Annotated in this window: 16 protein-coding genes; all 16 read right to left on the reverse strand. The window is 61.7% G+C overall.

Annotation, left to right across the window (positions count from 1 at the left end; all coding sequences use genetic code 11):
* Positions 1-51 precede the first annotated feature (51 nt).
* On the reverse strand, positions 52-1,056 hold the full coding sequence (locus N440_RS10340) for an XVIPCD domain-containing protein (protein ID WP_133935010.1): 1,005 nt from the start codon (positions 1,054-1,056) through the stop codon (positions 52-54).
* 57 nt (positions 1,057-1,113) lie between these two features.
* Positions 1,114-1,650, reverse strand: a complete 537-nt coding sequence (locus N440_RS10345; protein WP_133936016.1) for a hypothetical protein — start codon at positions 1,648-1,650, stop codon at positions 1,114-1,116.
* Between the two features lie 846 nt (positions 1,651-2,496).
* Positions 2,497-3,039, reverse strand: a complete 543-nt coding sequence (locus N440_RS10355; RefSeq protein ID WP_343133944.1) for a DUF4189 domain-containing protein — start codon at positions 3,037-3,039, stop codon at positions 2,497-2,499.
* 305 nt (positions 3,040-3,344) lie between these two features.
* On the reverse strand, positions 3,345-3,887 hold the full coding sequence (locus N440_RS10360) for a DUF4189 domain-containing protein (protein ID WP_343133945.1): 543 nt from the start codon (positions 3,885-3,887) through the stop codon (positions 3,345-3,347).
* A 736-nt stretch (positions 3,888-4,623) separates the two neighbouring features.
* Complete coding sequence (locus N440_RS20555; RefSeq protein WP_133935012.1) at positions 4,624-5,157, reverse strand: DUF4189 domain-containing protein; 534 nt, start codon at positions 5,155-5,157, stop codon at positions 4,624-4,626.
* Positions 5,158-5,182: 25 nt separating this feature from the next.
* Complete coding sequence (locus tag N440_RS10375; RefSeq protein ID WP_243831333.1) at positions 5,183-6,304, reverse strand: type IV secretion system protein; 1,122 nt, start codon at positions 6,302-6,304, stop codon at positions 5,183-5,185.
* Positions 6,305-6,380: 76 nt separating this feature from the next.
* Complete coding sequence (locus N440_RS10380) at positions 6,381-7,118, reverse strand: hypothetical protein (protein WP_243831334.1); 738 nt, start codon at positions 7,116-7,118, stop codon at positions 6,381-6,383.
* 86 nt (positions 7,119-7,204) lie between these two features.
* Complete coding sequence (locus tag N440_RS10385) at positions 7,205-9,652, reverse strand: VirB4 family type IV secretion/conjugal transfer ATPase (RefSeq protein WP_133935013.1); 2,448 nt, start codon at positions 9,650-9,652, stop codon at positions 7,205-7,207.
* An 81-nt stretch (positions 9,653-9,733) separates the two neighbouring features.
* Positions 9,734-10,042: a VirB3 family type IV secretion system protein gene (locus tag N440_RS10390; protein ID WP_080357345.1), complete on the reverse strand. Its 309-nt coding sequence runs from the start codon at positions 10,040-10,042 to the stop codon at positions 9,734-9,736.
* Positions 10,035-10,433, reverse strand: a complete 399-nt coding sequence (locus N440_RS10395) for a TrbC/VirB2 family protein (protein WP_049458636.1) — start codon at positions 10,431-10,433, stop codon at positions 10,035-10,037. Before N440_RS10395 ends, N440_RS10390 begins: the two co-directional genes overlap by 8 nt.
* 74 nt (positions 10,434-10,507) lie before the next feature.
* On the reverse strand, positions 10,508-11,497 hold the full coding sequence (locus tag N440_RS10400) for a lytic transglycosylase domain-containing protein (protein WP_133935014.1): 990 nt from the start codon (positions 11,495-11,497) through the stop codon (positions 10,508-10,510).
* Positions 11,498-11,500: 3 nt separating this feature from the next.
* A complete protein-coding gene (virB11, locus tag N440_RS10405) occupies positions 11,501-12,544 on the reverse strand; it encodes a P-type DNA transfer ATPase VirB11 (RefSeq protein WP_133935015.1) in 1,044 nt (347 codons plus the stop codon).
* Between the two features lie 14 nt (positions 12,545-12,558).
* A complete protein-coding gene (locus N440_RS10410) occupies positions 12,559-13,809 on the reverse strand; it encodes a TrbI/VirB10 family protein (RefSeq protein WP_133935016.1) in 1,251 nt (416 codons plus the stop codon).
* Entirely contained in the window at positions 13,806-14,585 is a 780-nt protein-coding gene (locus tag N440_RS10415; RefSeq protein ID WP_133935017.1) for a TrbG/VirB9 family P-type conjugative transfer protein, read from the reverse strand. The genes N440_RS10410 and N440_RS10415 overlap by 4 nt, the downstream gene beginning before the upstream one ends.
* Positions 14,582-15,634, reverse strand: a complete 1,053-nt coding sequence (locus N440_RS10420) for a type IV secretion system protein (protein ID WP_049458642.1) — start codon at positions 15,632-15,634, stop codon at positions 14,582-14,584. Before N440_RS10420 ends, N440_RS10415 begins: the two co-directional genes overlap by 4 nt.
* Positions 15,635-15,723: 89 nt before the next feature.
* A complete protein-coding gene (locus N440_RS10425; RefSeq protein WP_049458644.1) occupies positions 15,724-16,170 on the reverse strand; it encodes a hypothetical protein in 447 nt (148 codons plus the stop codon).
* Positions 16,171-16,508: the final 338 nt, after the last annotated feature.

Raw genomic sequence — 16,508 nt, forward strand, 5'->3', positions numbered from 1 at the left:
ATCCGGCTCCCGCGCTGCGCGAGCGTGAGAGCCGACGGCGTCATCAATGGCTCATATCGAGCGCGGGCGCTGCTCCTGCTCACGGACCATCGAGACTTCGGTGTCCTGCTGCGAAACACGGGCAGCCATCTGCTGACTGCTCTGTGCCAATGGCTGCTGCGCAGCCTGTTCCCGGTCCACTGAGGCGCGCAACATCGCCGGATCGCCCAGCGCGCCCTGTACCGCAAACAGCGTGCGGCCATCGCTGCTGACCAGCAGATGATCGATGCGCGACAGCCCGGCCTTCTGCGCCCCCAACGCCAGCGCACCGGCAGCATTATCCAGCTCCTGATCACTGCGCAGGCCGCTTTGTGGACCCATCCTCTGCAGGTGTCCCCGTGCATCCAGGAACAGCGCATTGCCAGGTTCACCAGCGTGTGACATGTCACGAGCGACATGCTGTACCGGCACACCCACGGTCCCCTGATCCAGTCGCGCCATTACGTCGGGTGTCAGCTTCTGCTGCCAGACGTCGAAGCGTTGCTGCCGTGCCTCGATCCCATTGAGCGCACCATTGATCGCACGCGTCGCTTCCCGTACATCCTCGCGTGCAGACTCCGGCACACGTGTCTGCCATTGCCACACGGCAATGCGACCAGCATGCTCCGGTTGCGCGGCCAGGTCCGGGTGGTTCACCAGGTCGAGATCCAACGCCTTGCCGGCGCGTTCGTAATTCTCCTTGCCCACCAGCGGCAGATAACCGCGGCCGTGGTACTTCAGCGCGTCACCAGGGGCATCATTGCCCATGCGACCACCGTACATCAGTTCGGCCAGGTTCTCCGGGCGGCCGCGCAGCGCCTCCTGGCGGGCGCTCTCCAGCGCATCATTGCCATTGCGCCACGCCGCCTCCACCGGAATCTGCGAGATGCCCCGGGTGAAGTTGAAACTCTCATTGAGCCGGCTCAGACCACGGGACTCATGCCCGGCCTGCGCCATGAAGTTGGCCAGTTCCCGGGACGAGGTGATGCCGGCCTCCGTGGCCTGCCGCAGCAGCTGCGACTCCCTATCCTGTGACACGGTAAAACTCCTGCTCGATCATCGTTGGATACTCCCGCCTCCTCACAGGCGCCGCACTCAGGGCAAGCTCACATCGGCAACCACGGTCGGATCGAAATCCTCGAACCGCACCCTGCCCAGCTCCGCCACCGAAAAATCCCGGGTCTGGGTCGCCTCGGTCTCGGTATCGATCACCCGACGCTGCACCCCGTGCACCCAGCACACACGCTCTGCCGGCGCATAACGGAACGTATAGGTGCTGCTCCAGCGCTCGCGGCTGCCGCCATTGGTGATCACGCTGAAGACGCCATCCTCGATGGTTACGTAGGCGAAGGGATCGCCAGCGATTCCGCCACGGCTCGAACACGGCACCAGCTTGTCGTTGCGTGCCACCAGCTGCCACCGACCGGCACCATCACCCAGCAGCAGCAACAGCACGCGGTTGGGCCCATGCTCGCCAGGCACCAGTCCATCGGGCGCGGGTTGATCGATCACCAGGAGCTGGTCCTCGATGCCATCGCCGGTGAGATCGCCACGTACGGCCTCCAGCAGGTTCGCACCGGACGGCACGAACGCCAGGGCGTTGTCCATGTTCGCGCCACTGCCACTTTCCATTTCCTGCAACTCCTTCCATCCCGTCCTGCCAGCACCCATGCAACGATCAAGAACCCATGCAACACGCCCTGAGCTCCGGCAACCGCCCACGCGGATGATCATCCTGGCCCTGCGGCGTCTGCGAAGGAAGCAAGCGTCACCCGCGCCGCGGGTCGCTGGAGTCCTCATGGACGGAAAAGCTCCTGCCTTCGACGGCACCGATGCGCCGGACTTTTGACGCGCACGCAGCTTACTGCGAGGAGGCTTCGGTCGTCGAAGGGGGAACAGAGCGAAAAGCGGACTTGATCACACAAAAGCGTGGTTATCACCAACGAATTCCGGATCGGGACGCCCCATCCAAACGACGCCCCATCCAAACAGTGATCGCTCGCGTAGACCGGGTGAGGTGAATCCCAGTTCAGGGCATGCCACTGCTGATGCAGAAGCTCATGACTTCGCCGGGAGGGCGATCCAGCAGCTCAGCCAACGCGCAGGCCAAAGCGCGAACTCCACCAGTCACACGCCACTCAATGGCGATCAAACACGGGCTTGGTGCAATCCGCATACAGCTCATCGCATGCGCTCAGTTGATCGTTCCCGAACAGTGAGCGCGCCGCCTCAGATGCAGCTTCTGGCGTAGCTCCTGATCCAATACCAGACTGACCAAGTCCCGTACGCCCACCGGGAATGGCCCACGAGACGCACTGGTTGAAGCACGTCATGTTGGCCAGCAATCAGGAGCTCCGCTGGTGCTACACTTGGACAGCGCCTCCTTCTCAGCGGCTCGCCCGGATCTCATCCCGGTTGAAACACCGGCGTCGGACGTGGCCTTCCAGACCGCAATCGCTCATCCCGAGCACGGCCGTTTTAGTACTTCCTGAACAAGGGCTCGGTACAATTTGCATACACGGGAGCACAGGCTCCCGGCTTGTCATTCTTGCAGACTCCCTGAGCAGCCCGCTCGGCATCACCCGGAGTTGGACCGGTGCCAATTCCTGACAGGCCATTTCCGGTCCTCCCGCTCGGGATGACCCAGGAAACGCACTGGTTGAAATAGGTCATGCTGGCCTTGCAATCCCTTGCTCCACTGGCAGCACATTCTGAGACGGCTTTGCGTTCCGCCTCCTTCTTTGACCGATGCCCCGTAGAAACGCCGGCATCGGACGTGCTGGCGGATGCCGCAATTCCACCCCAGGTCTTGATCCACTCACCCGTAGGTTGCGGAGGAGGAGGTGGAGACTGCTGGGCGGCGCCACCAGACGCCGCGCCGGGAATTGGCGCGCACCCCATGGCCCCTTGTCCACCGACTGGGTAGTAACCGGGAGGACAGGCCCCGCCTTCTGCATGTGCAGAGGAGACTGAAGCTGCAATGATTCCCAAAGACAGCAGGCTAAAGAATGTAGAGCGCATGAAACTCCTCAAATAGACAACAAGCCAAAGCACAATCAGGAGTTACCGGACGGTGCATTGCCGCGGAGCCCCGTCGATGCATGAGTGGCCTCATGATTATGAATCTTCGGCATCGCGACTTGATTCGCTGTGGAAGAGCTGCTCTCAGGCCCATTACCCTACTACAGCGCGTGCTGTGGGGCGCCTCAACCACGCTCCATTTCAGCTGTCGCGGTTAATAGTGACGCGCATCAATGGCGCAGCTGCTGCCAAACACACTTCCCAACCATTTGAGCGCCCTTTTCCTGCCTCATCGCTTTCGAGCTTCAATAGCGATCAAATATTGGCTTCGTACAATCCGCGTACACTTCGTCACATGTTCCCTGCCGATCGTTCTTGCACAACGAGCGCGCAGTCTGGAGCGCCGATTCCGGAGTCGGCCCCGAACCGATGCCCGATTGACCGCCTCCCGAACGCCCACTGGGAATCGCCCATGACACGCATTGATTGAAGTACGTCATATTTATCGAACAGTCACGAGCTCCGCTCGTTCGGCATTTGGAAAGCGCCTCCTTTTCAGCAGCGCTTTTGGATCTCAATCCAGTTGAAACGCCAGCATCAGAAGTAGCCTTAGAGACAGCAATGGCACCCCACGTTTTCACCCACTCTCCAAGAGGGCGCGCGGGTGCTGGCGCTACTGGGCTCGCCGCCGTTCCAGCAGCCCCGGGAATGGGGGCGCATCCTTGAACACCCTGCCCGCCAATTGGATACATCCCGGGAGGGCAGTTCCCTTCGGCGCTAGCAGAGTCAACTGCGCCAAACGCCCAACATATAGTGAGCAACATCGCCCCTATTAGATTCCACTTCATGACTCTCGCCTCTTCCAAAACCAGTATCTCCACTTGGCACTAGCTGTTTCCGGTAGGAGGATTGCCCCTCAGACCTGCATTTGCATGAGTGGACTCACTAGAACCGTGAATCCTAGGGCTCGCCGCCTATCCCACATTCCCTTGATTCCACTGAGCTACAGTTGGCATTTGCGGCATGAAGAATCCTCCTCCACCCGACCCGCTAGAACCCGGCGGCTGCCCATTCGGACCCGGCGAGGTCGGTACGGCGCTACCACCTATCTGCGAATATGCCATGAAGGTACCCAGGGTGTCCTGGAAGAACATCGCGGCCATTGCGCCTTGTGCACCCACACGGTAGTAACCGGCAGGCTAAGATCCACCTTCTGCACGTGCAGAAGGAAGTTCAAGCTGCAACGATTCCCAAAGAAGGCAGGCTAATGAGAATAGATCACATGCCCTCCCCCACCAGGAAGACGGGCCAAGGCACAGCTACGAGACCCCCGCCTCAGCCTTGCTGTCCTTCTGCGTCGCGGCGCATATGAATCACTACGGGCGTCTTCCAAGCCTTGGCGACCAGCGACAACCTTATGCTCGGAGGCATTACACGCTCCCTGAGGGGATCATTGCAGACGCCGCCCCCCCCCCCCCATGGGTGAGCAGACGCATGAACCTCCCCGGATTCCCCGCCGTTGCAATGGCAATCTCACTATTGCCCCCGCGGCGACGGACCCGCGAATGCCCCACATTGATTCAGCTAGAAAGGCTCAAAAATAGGTTCTGAACAGTCCGAGTACAACACTTTGCACTGTCCTCCGCCATTTTTGGCGCAATAGTCCAGAACGCGACTCGCCGCATCCTCCTTGGAGCCCGCAACCGAAATGGAGACTATGCCCTTAGTGCCCGGGGCAGGATCAGCATATGCCACACACTGATTCTTGTAGGTTGTATCGATCTTGCAGTCTTTCGCACCATATTTTCCGCAGCGCTCCAGCGCCTCGGATATCGCTTCCCCCTTTGTTCTCTGGCCTACCGACGCCCCCATATCGCCGGTGCTTACTGCCCCAGCTATCGCTCCCCAGGTCTTGATCCAGCGCCCGGTCGCGATCGGACCGCTCTGCGCCGGCTGGCCAGCTTGGCTACTTCCTCCCGGTATCGGAGCACACCCCCCTACACCCTGTCCTCCAACCGGATACTGTCCAGGCGGGCACCGCCCCTCCGCACGAGCGTCGCATGCAAAAAGCACAAGAAAGAGCGAGGCAATTAGGGAAAATGGTACGACGCACTTCATATAAGCTCTCCAATACCACCCAAAACTACTGCTTTCCAGGATGCGCTGCTCTCAAGCCAGTGTCCGCTGCTCTCGCAGAATCTGATTGCGGCGATGTAATTCTTGCAGTCGCATGCCGATCATTTACACCTGTATTTTCGACTGATTGCCCCTTGGCAGGCGCTGGAGGCGTGTAGTAACTGCCCGGCGGCTGGCCGTTTGAACTGGGTGCCTGCGCTACCGGGCTACCACCTATCTGCGAATATGCCATGAAGGTACCCAGGGTGCCCTGGAAGAACATCGCAGCCATTGGGGGCGCAGTCAGGATCAGTGTCGTCAGGATCAGGCCCATGCCGCCCTGCTGCAGCGCCATGCTGCTCATGCCCTCGGTCAGGTTCGAACCCAGCAGTGCTCCCAACGCGGATGCGCCCCAGAACGAAGCCGCCACGCGCGCCACCATCTCCATCGCAATGCCGGTCATCGCGGCCAGCACCGCCATCGAGAACATGGTGCCGATGCCGTAGAACAACCATCGTTGGAACAGCGATTTTGTCTGCTCGAACAGCAGGCACAGGATGAACAGTGGCCCGAATCCGATGAACAGCGCCAGCGCGATCTGGTACAGCAGCAGCATCGCGCCTGCGGTAACGGCGGGGCCGCCCGTTCCCAGGCCGATGAACCACATCGCCCGGGTCTTGGCGCTGTCCAGCGTCACGTCACCGGCCACGTCCAGCACGCTTACCGACGTGAGTGCCAGCTGCATGTAGCCCAGGTTCTTGTCGATCAGTTCCTCGGCTGTCGACTCCTTGCCGGTCACGATGTACGTGATCTGATCCTGCACGTCTCCGGTCAGGAAGTTCTGCAGCTTGGTCCCGAACATCGCCATCGACGTTGCGACGGTGACGATCAGTGCCGCGCGGGCCATGTTCGTCATCAGCGCGGCCATTGAATCGCGACTGCGTCCGGTCGCGATACGGAAGCCCTGGATGAGCACCCACAGCGTCATCAGCACCAACGCCATCGTGCCGACCCAGGTCATCATTCGACTCAGGATGCCATTGCCGAAGTTGGTGATCTCGTCACGCAGATAATCAAGGATCAGCCGGAAGAAGACGAAGTCGCCGACCGAGGCGAACAACGTGCCGTGCAACAGATCATTGAACGCCATACTGTGCATCATTCCCTGACTCATCACATCACCCGCCCCGCATCGGGGCCCTGCTGGAGTGCGTTGCGCACGTGATTCACTTGGTGGAAAGCGCGGCCTTCAGCGCGCCGGCCTTGATGACGCTTCCGATCGGATTGCGCTCGCCGCGCAACGCGCGCTCGGCCAGATTCTTCTGCCGCCCCTGCAAGGCCGCGATCTGCTGGTCGTAGACCTTGATGGTGGTCTCCCATTTCTTGAAGGCCTTCTCAAGTTCGACCGAGGTTGCCGTGTTGTTCGAGATATCCTCCTGTAGCGCGCCTTCGTTCTTGAATGCGTTGCGGATCCGGCGCAGCTGCTGAAGCATCTGCTCCATCGCCGGCATGGACATCTGCACGACCTCGACAGTCTCGTTGTACTTCTTGTTCTCAAGCACCTGGATGTACGAGCAGATCGCACGTTGCTGCGCGCCGATGTCGCCACCCGGGCTCATGTTGAGCACTGCCATCAGGCCGTTCATGCTGATCATGGAATCGCCGCCGCACTTCTCGGCAACGTTCCAGTTCTCGGGAATCTTCGTCAGCGTGGGCGTCGGCGGCATCAGTGGCGAAGCGATGATCTGGGTCCAGTTCTGCAGCTTGGACAACCAGTTGTTGATGGTCTTGCCGTACTGCTCAGCCGTTTGACTCCAGCGTGCCGCCGTCTCGAAGTACTCCTTGCCGGCCTTCATCTCCTGCATGAAGTTCATGACCCAGTTGAACGGGTCATAGACGGTCATCGCCTGCGCGGGGCTGGTGCCGGTACTGATGGTCATGCCCAGGGTCAGCACCGCGGCCATCATCGGTGCGAAGCGCCGGCGACGCACTGGCGTGCGGCGGGTTTCAGTTGTCATGGCGGTTTCCTTGTTCGTGTGAGCGAGCGTCTTCATGCCGTCTCCTCCTGATCCATTTCGGCCCGCTTGCCCGAGCCCTTTCGATTCTTGTAGAACGCGTCCAGCCACTGATCGGGCGTCAACTCGTCCACCGTTACCCGGTTGCGCACCGCGGCCGTCTGCAGCACCCGATGCATGACTTCAATGTTGTCGGTCGATGCCGAGATCACCGACAGGATGTCGTCCATGCCGCGCAGATTGAGCTGGCAGACACTGGAGGCATGGCCCTGCTTGACCAGGAAGCAGCGCGAGCGCTCGTCCAGTGCGGTAACCACCTTGAACTCGGCCTCGGTCAGCTTGAGGCCATCCATGTAGTCGCTCTTGCTGGCGTTCGGGTTGGGCAGCAGGATCAGCGTGGCGGTCTGCTCGATCAGCGCGGCGGAAATATCACTTTTCAGTGCGTCTTCCGGGCTCTGCGTGGCGAATATGCCCAGACCATTCTGCTTACGGATGGTCTTCTGCTTGTTCTTGGCGAATTCCTTCAATCCGCCCTCGCCGTCGAGGATCTTCCAGAACTCGTCCATTACGTAGATCAGCGGGCGACCGTCGATCAGTGACTCAAGGCGGTGCAGCAGGTAGTTGATGACCGGCACCCGCACTTCGGGGTTGTCGATGATGTCGGTGTAGTCGAAGCCGATGATGTTGGCCTTGCTCAGGTCCACCGTATCGACCGGGTTGTCGAACACCCAGCCCAGCGAGTTGCCAGAGGTCCAACGGCGCATGCGCGCGTACAGGCCGTCATCGCCCATGTTGGGCAGGCTCTTCTGGAAGTTGGTCATGCTGCGCAGGTGCATCGGTGTATCGAGCATGCTCTCCACGGCGCGGTAGATGTCCTCTTCCTCGCGTGCGCTGTACTCGCGCTTGCCGGCCAGCACCTTGATCAGGTCAGCCAGGAACTGCACGTTGGATTCGTTGTTCTCGCACTGGAACGGGTTGAACCCCGTCGGTGCGCCGTTCTCCAGGGCCAGATAGTTGCCGCCGCAGGCGCGCACGAAAATCTCCGCGCCGCGATCCTTGTCGAAGAAGAAGATCGTCGGCGAGGGCTCGTACTTCTGGACCTGACTGAGCAGGAAGTTGATCAGTGCTGTCTTGCCGGTACCGGACTTGCCGATCACCATGGTGTTGGCGATCGCCTTCTCGCCCAGCGAATTCTCCGACGGATGCGTCGCGTGGAAATTGAAGTAGTACGGCTGGCCGTTGGTGGTCTGCAGCGTAGTGACGCAGTCGCCCCACGGGTTGTTGTGCTGCTTGCCGGTGGCGAAGTTGTGCAGCGGCGACAGGCCGAGGAAGTTCAGCGAGCTCACATTGGCCAGGCGGGTGCGATAGCGCCAGTTGCCCGGCAACTGCGAGTAGAACGATGAAGTGACCGCCAGGTCTTCCTTGGTCGAGACGAAGCCGGCGTTGGACAGCTCGGCGCGGGTCGAGGCCACGTTCTGCGACAGCTTTGCCTGGCTGTCGCCGTAGACCGCCATGATGAAATGGTATTCGCCCAGCACGAAGTTGCCGGACGACAGCTGGTCCATGGCCTGGTCCAGCTCGACGATCTGGCTGACCGCCTTGTCGCCGGAGGAGATCATCATGCCCTTGGTACGGTCCAGCACCTTCAGTGCGTCCTGGCGCCCCATGGGGCTGAACGAGTGAGTGATGACGTACTCGTAGTCCAGGTACTTCAGGCCATTGAGAATGCCCGGGTAGGTTCCCTCGGCATACTCCTTGATATTCAGGATGGCGCCGAAATGGTTGGCGCCATTGGGGGTATTGATCACGAAGTCGCCGGTCCTGGCCGAGAACATATGCCGGCTGACGGGCAGATAGTCCTTGATCGGTGCGGGCAGCACCGGGACCGGCTCGTCGATGCGGTTGATCAGATAGCCAAACAGCTCCAGTGTCTCCGAGAACACGATGCCGTTCTTGGCCTCGTACATGCCCAGGCGATAGGGAGCGTAGTCACGGATCACGGCCTCGACATTGCCGGCCAGTTCCATCAGCTTCTCGACGGCCTGCTCCTGCTCGGCGCGCAGGCGCTCGACATTCGCCGATTTCTCGACAAAGCGCTTTCCGGCCACCACGGGCCGGTAGATCATGGTCAGGTACAGCTCGTTCTGCATGATGCGCTGCGAGGACAGCATGCCCATGTACTGGTCGGAGACATCCTGGTTGAAGCGCTGCCGGTAGTGGCTCTTGCCCTTCAGCGTGCGGCGGCGGCGGATGTCATGCACCCAGAAGGCGACATTGACGAAGTCCGGCGCGCGCAGCGTCTGCAGCAGGCGGTTGAAGGTGTTGTGCCGATGCTCCAGCTCCCATTCCTCGCGACCGACAAACGGAAGTCCCTCCAGGTACCAGGTCAACAGGTAGTCGCCGCCCGTGGTCTTGACCACGTTCGGAGCGACATGCGTCGACAGGGGAATGAACTCGCTGATGGAGGTATCTGGGCTGAACATGCGACTGCTTCCAAGGAGATGCTGCCAGGGACTTCAGGATGGCCCGGCGGACGACACGCGCCCGCCGGGCCATTCCGGACCTCAATCCATTCGGGCCGGCTTGTTGCGGTAGTGATTCGGGTTGAATACCCACATGCCATCGTGCTGCTGCACGTTGCGCACCCGGAGCTTGAACATCAGGCGCAGGCCCAGCAGACGGAAGATCATCTCGTCGCGCTTGGCCATCTGCCGCATGATGAAGATCGCCACCGGAATGGTGAGCAGAAACCAGAAATTGGTGTAGACGCTCAGCAGCAGCAATCCACCCGCCACCATGAAGAATGGCAGGTAGGGCACGCCCAGGAACATCGCCGGACGGGTGCAGCCGCGGAAGACGACGTTCTTATGCACTGTAGTACTGGACAGCCTGCTGGATCAGCATGGCGGTCTTGCCCTCGCAGGTGCCGTACTCGTCGCCGAGCAGCATGCGGGCGATCTGGCCTGCAGCGCCGATCAGGACGCCACCGATCAGGATCGGTGCCACGTCGCCGATGCGCTTGTGCGCGAAGGCGATCTGGTAACCGGCGAAGATGACGGCAATGGTGACCACGGCGATCGACGCCATGTTCAGCAGGCCGTTGATGCTGTCGAAGAAGCCGCAGACTTTCTTTTCGGTACCACCGTAGTTCACGCCACCGGCGAACGCCTGGGGAGCGAACAACACGCCGACAAAGAGCGTGGCCATCAGCAGGGTCTTCAGCGTGCGCTGGGCCTGGACGAGGTCGAGATTGGATCGCTTCATGGATTGATTTCCTTGTTGATGGACTAACACAACTGAATCGGCCAGCCGGGGGGACTGGCCGTGCCACGACTTCGTCAGAACACGAAGGCCGCATCCCCTGCGGGAACCTGCTGCACCGGCACTGCCTGCACCGGCGCGTTGTAAGAATTTCCATTTCCCGCCACCGGCTGATTGCGCTCGCTCCAGGGGCGCAGCATCACCGGGCCGTCGTCGGGGGCGGCGGCACCCGGCAACTGCTGTGGCATGGCCATTGGCTGGCCGCTCTGCGGCGGCAGGCGCTGCGCCATGCCCTGCGGGAACTGCGGCTGACCGGGCGATGCCGCCACATCGCGCTGTCCCATCGGGCTCTGTGGTTGCATTGCCCGCTCGACCGAACCCAGCACGACCCTCGACAGCGCCTGGTCGGCAATGTTCAGCAGGCTGCCGCGCGCCATCGCGCCGGTCGACGGATACACCACATAGGCACGCGCCGGGTCTTCCGACGGCACGTATACCGGGCTGCTGGCCTGGGCAACAATGCGCGCCTGCGCCGGTGAAGCCAGCTGCGGGTGATGCTCGACCTTCACGCTGCGGCGCTCTCCGCGGCCGACCACGTCGATCGGCACGGCACCATTGCTGGCGACCTGCTGGCCACGACGGATCGAGTCATAGACCTTCTGCACGTAGCCATGGCGGAAGCCTGTCTCGAAGTTACCCGAGTAGTAGCAGCTGAACGACTTGCCCCAATCCCCTCCGGAGCGTTTGTAGCATTCGGCGAGAATGCGCGAGCCCGCCTGCAGGTTGGGGCATTGCTGGAACGCCTTCTCGTAGGAGTCCAGCCCATACTTGCCGAGGTTGTAGCGATTGACCTGGGCCAGCCCGATGGAGAAGTTGTAGCCCTTCTCCTCCAGCATGCGCACCGTCGCCAGCGCTTCATCCAGCGCCTTGGGCTGGCGCACCAGTGCTCCGCCCACCACGCCGATGGCAAAGGGGTTGCGCGACGATTCGACATTGATGACGTGCTGCATCACGTCCATCGACATGGCCATCTCCGGGCACGCCATCATTTCCAGTCCTGGCAGCATCCTTCAGCCCTCCTGTCCCTGGGCGCGCCCGGGATTGAAGTCGATGCCGGTGATGTAACGGGAACCGGCATGCGCCTTGATATGAACGACGATGTCGATGGTCATCATCAACAGCCGCTTGATTACGTTGAATTCCAGGCCCGAGCCCTCGCTTGAGGCCTTGACCATCAGGGCCAACTGGTCCCAGGTCTGCTCCGGGCTGCCGGCATGGCAGCTGGTGATCGAACCGGGATGGCCCGACGCGCAGTTGCGGATGAAGTAGAACGCCTCGTCGCCGCGAAGCTCAGCCAGGATGATGCGCTCCGGCTTCATGCGCAGGCACGCCTCCATGCAGCTCTTGGCGCTGACATTGCTGGTGCTCTGCCCACCCTTGGAGTACAGCAGATGCACCACGTTGGGCTGGGTCAGGAACAGTTCGCGCGCATCCTCGATCGTGACCAGGCGTTCACTGTCCGGAATGTGATTGACCAACGCTTTCATGAAGGTGGTCTTGCCGCTGCCGGTCGCTCCGGACACCACGATGTTCTTGCGATACATCACCGCACGCCGGAAGAACTCGGCGTATTCGCGCGAATGACGCAACTCCAGAAGCTCGCGATCGTGTTCACTGAGGGTCCCGTCGCTTTCCAGGATCTGATTGAAGAACCCGTCCTGGTGATACTGGGTAAGCGACTTGGTGTGCTTGGACGGCAACCGGATGGTGATCGATACCTTGCCTGCATCACATGCCGGCGGAATCACGAACTGCGCACGCTGCCCGGTGGGGAACGTAAGCGAGACCACCGGGTCGGCATCGGTGATGCGCTGGCCAGTGTTGCTCTCGTTCACCACGGCGGTGCAGAACTGCCGGGCCCGCTCGAAAGTCAGGCCCGGCACGTCCACGCGCTGCCACCCATCCCGGGTTTCCAGGTACAGCTCACCGGGACGGTTGATGCAGATCTCCGTCACTTCCGGCGAGGTCATGTACTCGGCGATGCCCAGCACTTCGTACTGATAGCGCAGGAAATCGCTGGAGACGAGGGCAAGGGGTGACACTTCAGCGTCCATGATCGTGGGATGGGTTACCGGCGGGGATGCAGCACGTTGGTGAAGTCAACGTCCTTGGCGACGTAGACATTGACCATCGTGCCCTGGTTGATGGTGACCGTCGGCGGACGGCGTTCGCTCAGCGCCTCATTGGCAAGCCGCTCCATCGTGCGCGCCGTCGCGCTTTCATAGGGCGACTGGATGGTCATGCCGTTGTTGGCCACGGTCGTGGTCTCCGGACCATGCTCGGCCGCGGCATATTTGAAGGCATCGGCAATCAGGCTGATCATCAGCGCCGAAGCGATGCGGCTGCCCCAATGAGCGCTGTACTGCCCCGGATGGCCTGCACCGCCCAGACCGTCGGTACCCGGGCTGGACATGGCCACGTCGATTCCGTTCGGAGTGGTGATGCGATCCCAGATCACCTCCACGCGTTTGCCGATCGGGCCGCCACCGTAGGAACCGTAGATCTTCGAGCCCTTCGGAAGCAGCAGGTTCCTGCCATTGATCGAGTACACCGGCTCGGTCAGCAGGCAGGAGGTATAGCCCGCCACGTCGGTGATGATCCGCGTTTCCAGCACGCAGCGCAGATAGGTGCCACGTACCAGCAGCGCATCCGGGCTGCGGATGAAGGCGGCGCTGGACACATCTTCCACATCCGGTCCGCGACGAACCTTCTGCTGCTGCGCCTGGGGATTGGCCGCCTGCTGCATCGCTGCGATCATGGCCTGGTTGTAGTCCGAGCCGCCCTGGCTGCTGGTTGCCCCGCCGCCATCACTACCCCCTACACCGGAACCGCTGCCCATGCGGCGGTCCATCAGCGTCGGGCCGCGGTCATGGTCCGCCCTGCCCTCGTTACCCATCGGGAATCCAGGCATCGGCACCTCCGGCTGCGGCGCGGGCGGCAGCATCGGAATCGGATCGGCAACGGCGACCGGTGCGGTCGGCTCGGGCGATGTGGCAACGGTGGGAAGCTGAGGCGTCGTTGCGCGTGCCTGTTCATGCGGCTTCTTCTGGTCCGCCGCGTCGTCCTGCCCCTTGCGGAACAGCAGGAAACCCATGGCCATCAGCAGCAGCACAATGCCGCCCAGGAACAGCAGGGCCTTGCGGTTCAGGCGCTGCTCTTCAACCGAGCGCAGCTGCGGCGCGCCGGCATCCAGATCAGGCGCACCCTGCTGCTCGCCGGCGTTGCTGAAGTAGGGATTGGACGGCGGCTCCTGGCCAGCGGCGCCCTGGGAATAGGGAGACGGATTGGGGTCGTTGCCCGGCGTGTTCTGCTGGCTCATTTCTTCACGTTCCTTCGCAGGCCGACGACGAAGTCGCCGTGGCGGATGACCAGGTACGGGTAGGTCCCGTGCACGATCAGCGTATTGCCTTCAACGGTGGTGTTGACCACGAAGTCCTCACCGTATTCCGTTTCACGACCGAACACCGCCGGGAAGATACCGGTCTTGTATTCGGGTGAATTCGGCAGCTTCAGATAGGTGAAGCGACCGTCGTCATAGGCATTGACCGGGATCAGCCACCCCATCTTCTTCGCCTTGCGGGTCGAATAGGAGTAGTTGAAGTTGTACTGGCGGTCCTTGGCCAGTTCGGTACTGAGCAGCGGCTTTGCCTCTTCTTCCACCGCTGCCTGGGCGGCACCGAATACGGTGTCGTTCGGATACACGAAGGCGATCTTGTACTGCACGCCGGCACGGCGGGCCTGTTCCAGCTGGCGCCAGTCGGTGGCCACCACCTTCAGTTCGAAGATGTACGAATGCGTCTCGGTGCGTACCATCATGTTGGTGTCGACATCGACATTCTTCGGCTTGAGATAGAACACGTTCTCGCGCCGGGTCAGCTCCCAGCCACTGCTGAAGCCGGTGCTGTAGTCGAGGATCTTCTCGTTCGGGCTCAGCTCGATCTGGGTGGTCAGGCCCAGACCAGTGCGAACCGGATAGATGCGATCCTTCTCATACTCGTAGTGGTCCACCGCCTGCGCCATTGCCGCTGCGGAGAACAGCAGCGACAACATCGACAGCAGCGCCAGCGCGCTTCCCCTGATCTTTCGACTACTCATCGGTTGCTTGCTCCATCAGCAGTTCCGGTGGAATTGTTCTGCGCCGGCCTCATGGCCGGCTGCCCGGGCATCGCCTGCCCCTGTACCGGCTGTGCCGGCATCGGCTGGCCGGGTACGGGCTGCCCCGGAACCTGGCCATTGACCGGTGCGGCGACCGGCTGTCCGGTGGCGGGGTCGATCATGGTCGCCGCCGGATTGTTCGGGTCGTACAACCCCTGTGCCTGCTGCGCGGTCTGCTGCGCGGCCTGCTGTGCGGTCTGCTGCTGTGCAGCCTGTTGCGCCTGCGCCTGGATGGCCCCTTCATCCGGTACCGGTACGCCCCGCGAATAGTCGTTGTCGACGCGGTACTCGGTGACCTGGAAGGCCAACGGGTTCAACACGCGATCCTGTTCCGACAGCGCCAGGTTCTTGTTGTAGTCAAAGCGCAGCGTTACCAGCTGGTTGTCCAGGTAGTTCGAGACACCCGTGCGCTTGTCCAGCAGGCTGCGCTGGATGCGCACCGACGCGCCACGGAAGCCGCCGTCGGGCTGCGCACCCAACGGCGTGATGCTGAGGATCTTGACCCGGATGGCCTTGCCACGGCCGTACAGCACGAAGGGATTCTGTGGGTTGTTGCCCGAGTAGCGCTGGCGCATGCCCTGTCCGACTTCATCGGACGACATCACGAACACCAGCTCCCAGTCACGCAGATCCATCACGGCCGAGTCGTACGACTCGCGCGCCAGCACGTACTGGGCGACGTTGCTGCGATTGACCGCCTCGTTCATGGTGATCTGCTGGCCCTGGAACGTGCCGGTCAAGCGCGCGACCGTCGCCGTGCCGGTATAGGCATCGGCCATCACCAGGAATGGCACTCTCTCCTTCAGCGGCAGCATGTAGTAGTAGCCGCCGGCCAGTGCGAGCGACATCAGCAATGAACCTGTGGCCACCCACCAGGCCCGACGCTCGCTGCGACGCGCCATGTCGGCCACGGTGATCTCGTAGCTGACCGCCTTGGCGACCGACTGCTCGACCTTGGGACTATTGCCTGGATCCTTCTTGCGGAACATGGATTCTTCCGTACTACTGAAACATCAATGGGCGTGGAGCCCCTGCGACAGGCGCGGGGAGCGGCACGTTCGATGATTTCGAGGTGGACTCAGGTACCGCTGCTGGACTCAGCGCCCTGCGCCGACGCGGTCGGCGTCGCGCCAGCGCTCTGCACAACGATCTGGTTGCCAACGATGGAGACGGAGATGCCCTGCGCCGCGTACGCCGCAGTGAGATCGATCACGGCCTGCTGTGCATTGGTGGTGTCGATGCTTGAAACCGCGCCGTACAGGGTGAAATCCGAACTGAGGCGGTAGTCCAGCGTGCGCCCGGAATCCTTGGCCCAGCGCTCGAGCATGGCCTTGAGCGTGCCATCCATCGGCGACGCCTGGTAGACGTAACTGGAGTACAGGGGAATTTCGGTCGTCGCCGCAGCGAAGCGGTTGACCGGTTTCCAGCGCCCTCCGATATCGGGGGCGGACTTGGTGGCACACCCTGCCACCATCAGCGCCGCGACTGCGGCGATGGACATTTTCGCGATAAACGCCTGATTCATACGGGCTTCACTTTGACGTACGAAAAAGCAGTTTCGAACGTTGGTTCCCTGGCCGTCCGGCGCTGCATGGCGCACGCCGGAATCGGAGGGACGCACTGCCTTGCAGCACACCCACTCCGGCTCCCCTGCAGCCCGAAGGCCGCCAACCAGGTTGCAGGCCGAATGACGGACTCGTCCCGTCACACACCTGCACACCCATACCAACGTCGAAACCATCCTTGTTTCCATGGCACAAACTCCTGGCCACCCTGCTTCAAAACATTGACACCAGACACACATCTCTGGATGTCGAACACAGGGTTGCACAACCACGCGTCAATTCCATGTCAGGAAATCCT

Origin of the sequence: Stenotrophomonas sp. CC22-02, assembly GCF_004365115.1 — a bacterium.
GTDB lineage: Bacteria > Pseudomonadota > Gammaproteobacteria > Xanthomonadales > Xanthomonadaceae > Stenotrophomonas > Stenotrophomonas forensis.

Coding starts and splice junctions, on each gene's coding strand:
- N440_RS10345 (WP_133936016.1), bottom strand. CDS start 1,650: ATGGAAAGTGGCAGTGGCGCGAACATGGACAACGCCCTGGCGTTCGTG.
- N440_RS10355 (WP_343133944.1), bottom strand. CDS start 3,039: ATGCGCTCTACATTCTTTAGCCTGCTGTCTTTGGGAATCATTGCAGCT.
- N440_RS10360 (WP_343133945.1), bottom strand. CDS start 3,887: ATGAAGTGGAATCTAATAGGGGCGATGTTGCTCACTATATGTTGGGCG.
- N440_RS20555 (WP_133935012.1), bottom strand. CDS start 5,157: ATGAAGTGCGTCGTACCATTTTCCCTAATTGCCTCGCTCTTTCTTGTG.
- N440_RS10375 (WP_243831333.1), bottom strand. CDS start 6,304: ATGGCGTTCAATGATCTGTTGCACGGCACGTTGTTCGCCTCGGTCGGC.
- N440_RS10380 (WP_243831334.1), bottom strand. CDS start 7,118: ATGGCCGCGGTGCTGACCCTGGGCATGACCATCAGTACCGGCACCAGC.
- N440_RS10385 (WP_133935013.1), bottom strand. CDS start 9,652: ATGTTCAGCCCAGATACCTCCATCAGCGAGTTCATTCCCCTGTCGACG.
- N440_RS10395 (WP_049458636.1), bottom strand. CDS start 10,433: ATGAAGCGATCCAATCTCGACCTCGTCCAGGCCCAGCGCACGCTGAAG.
- N440_RS10400 (WP_133935014.1), bottom strand. CDS start 11,497: ATGCTGCCAGGACTGGAAATGATGGCGTGCCCGGAGATGGCCATGTCG.
- virB11 (WP_133935015.1), bottom strand. CDS start 12,544: ATGGACGCTGAAGTGTCACCCCTTGCCCTCGTCTCCAGCGATTTCCTG.
- N440_RS10410 (WP_133935016.1), bottom strand. CDS start 13,809: ATGAGCCAGCAGAACACGCCGGGCAACGACCCCAATCCGTCTCCCTAT.
- N440_RS10415 (WP_133935017.1), bottom strand. CDS start 14,585: ATGAGTAGTCGAAAGATCAGGGGAAGCGCGCTGGCGCTGCTGTCGATG.
- N440_RS10420 (WP_049458642.1), bottom strand. CDS start 15,634: ATGTTCCGCAAGAAGGATCCAGGCAATAGTCCCAAGGTCGAGCAGTCG.
- N440_RS10425 (WP_049458644.1), bottom strand. CDS start 16,170: ATGAATCAGGCGTTTATCGCGAAAATGTCCATCGCCGCAGTCGCGGCG.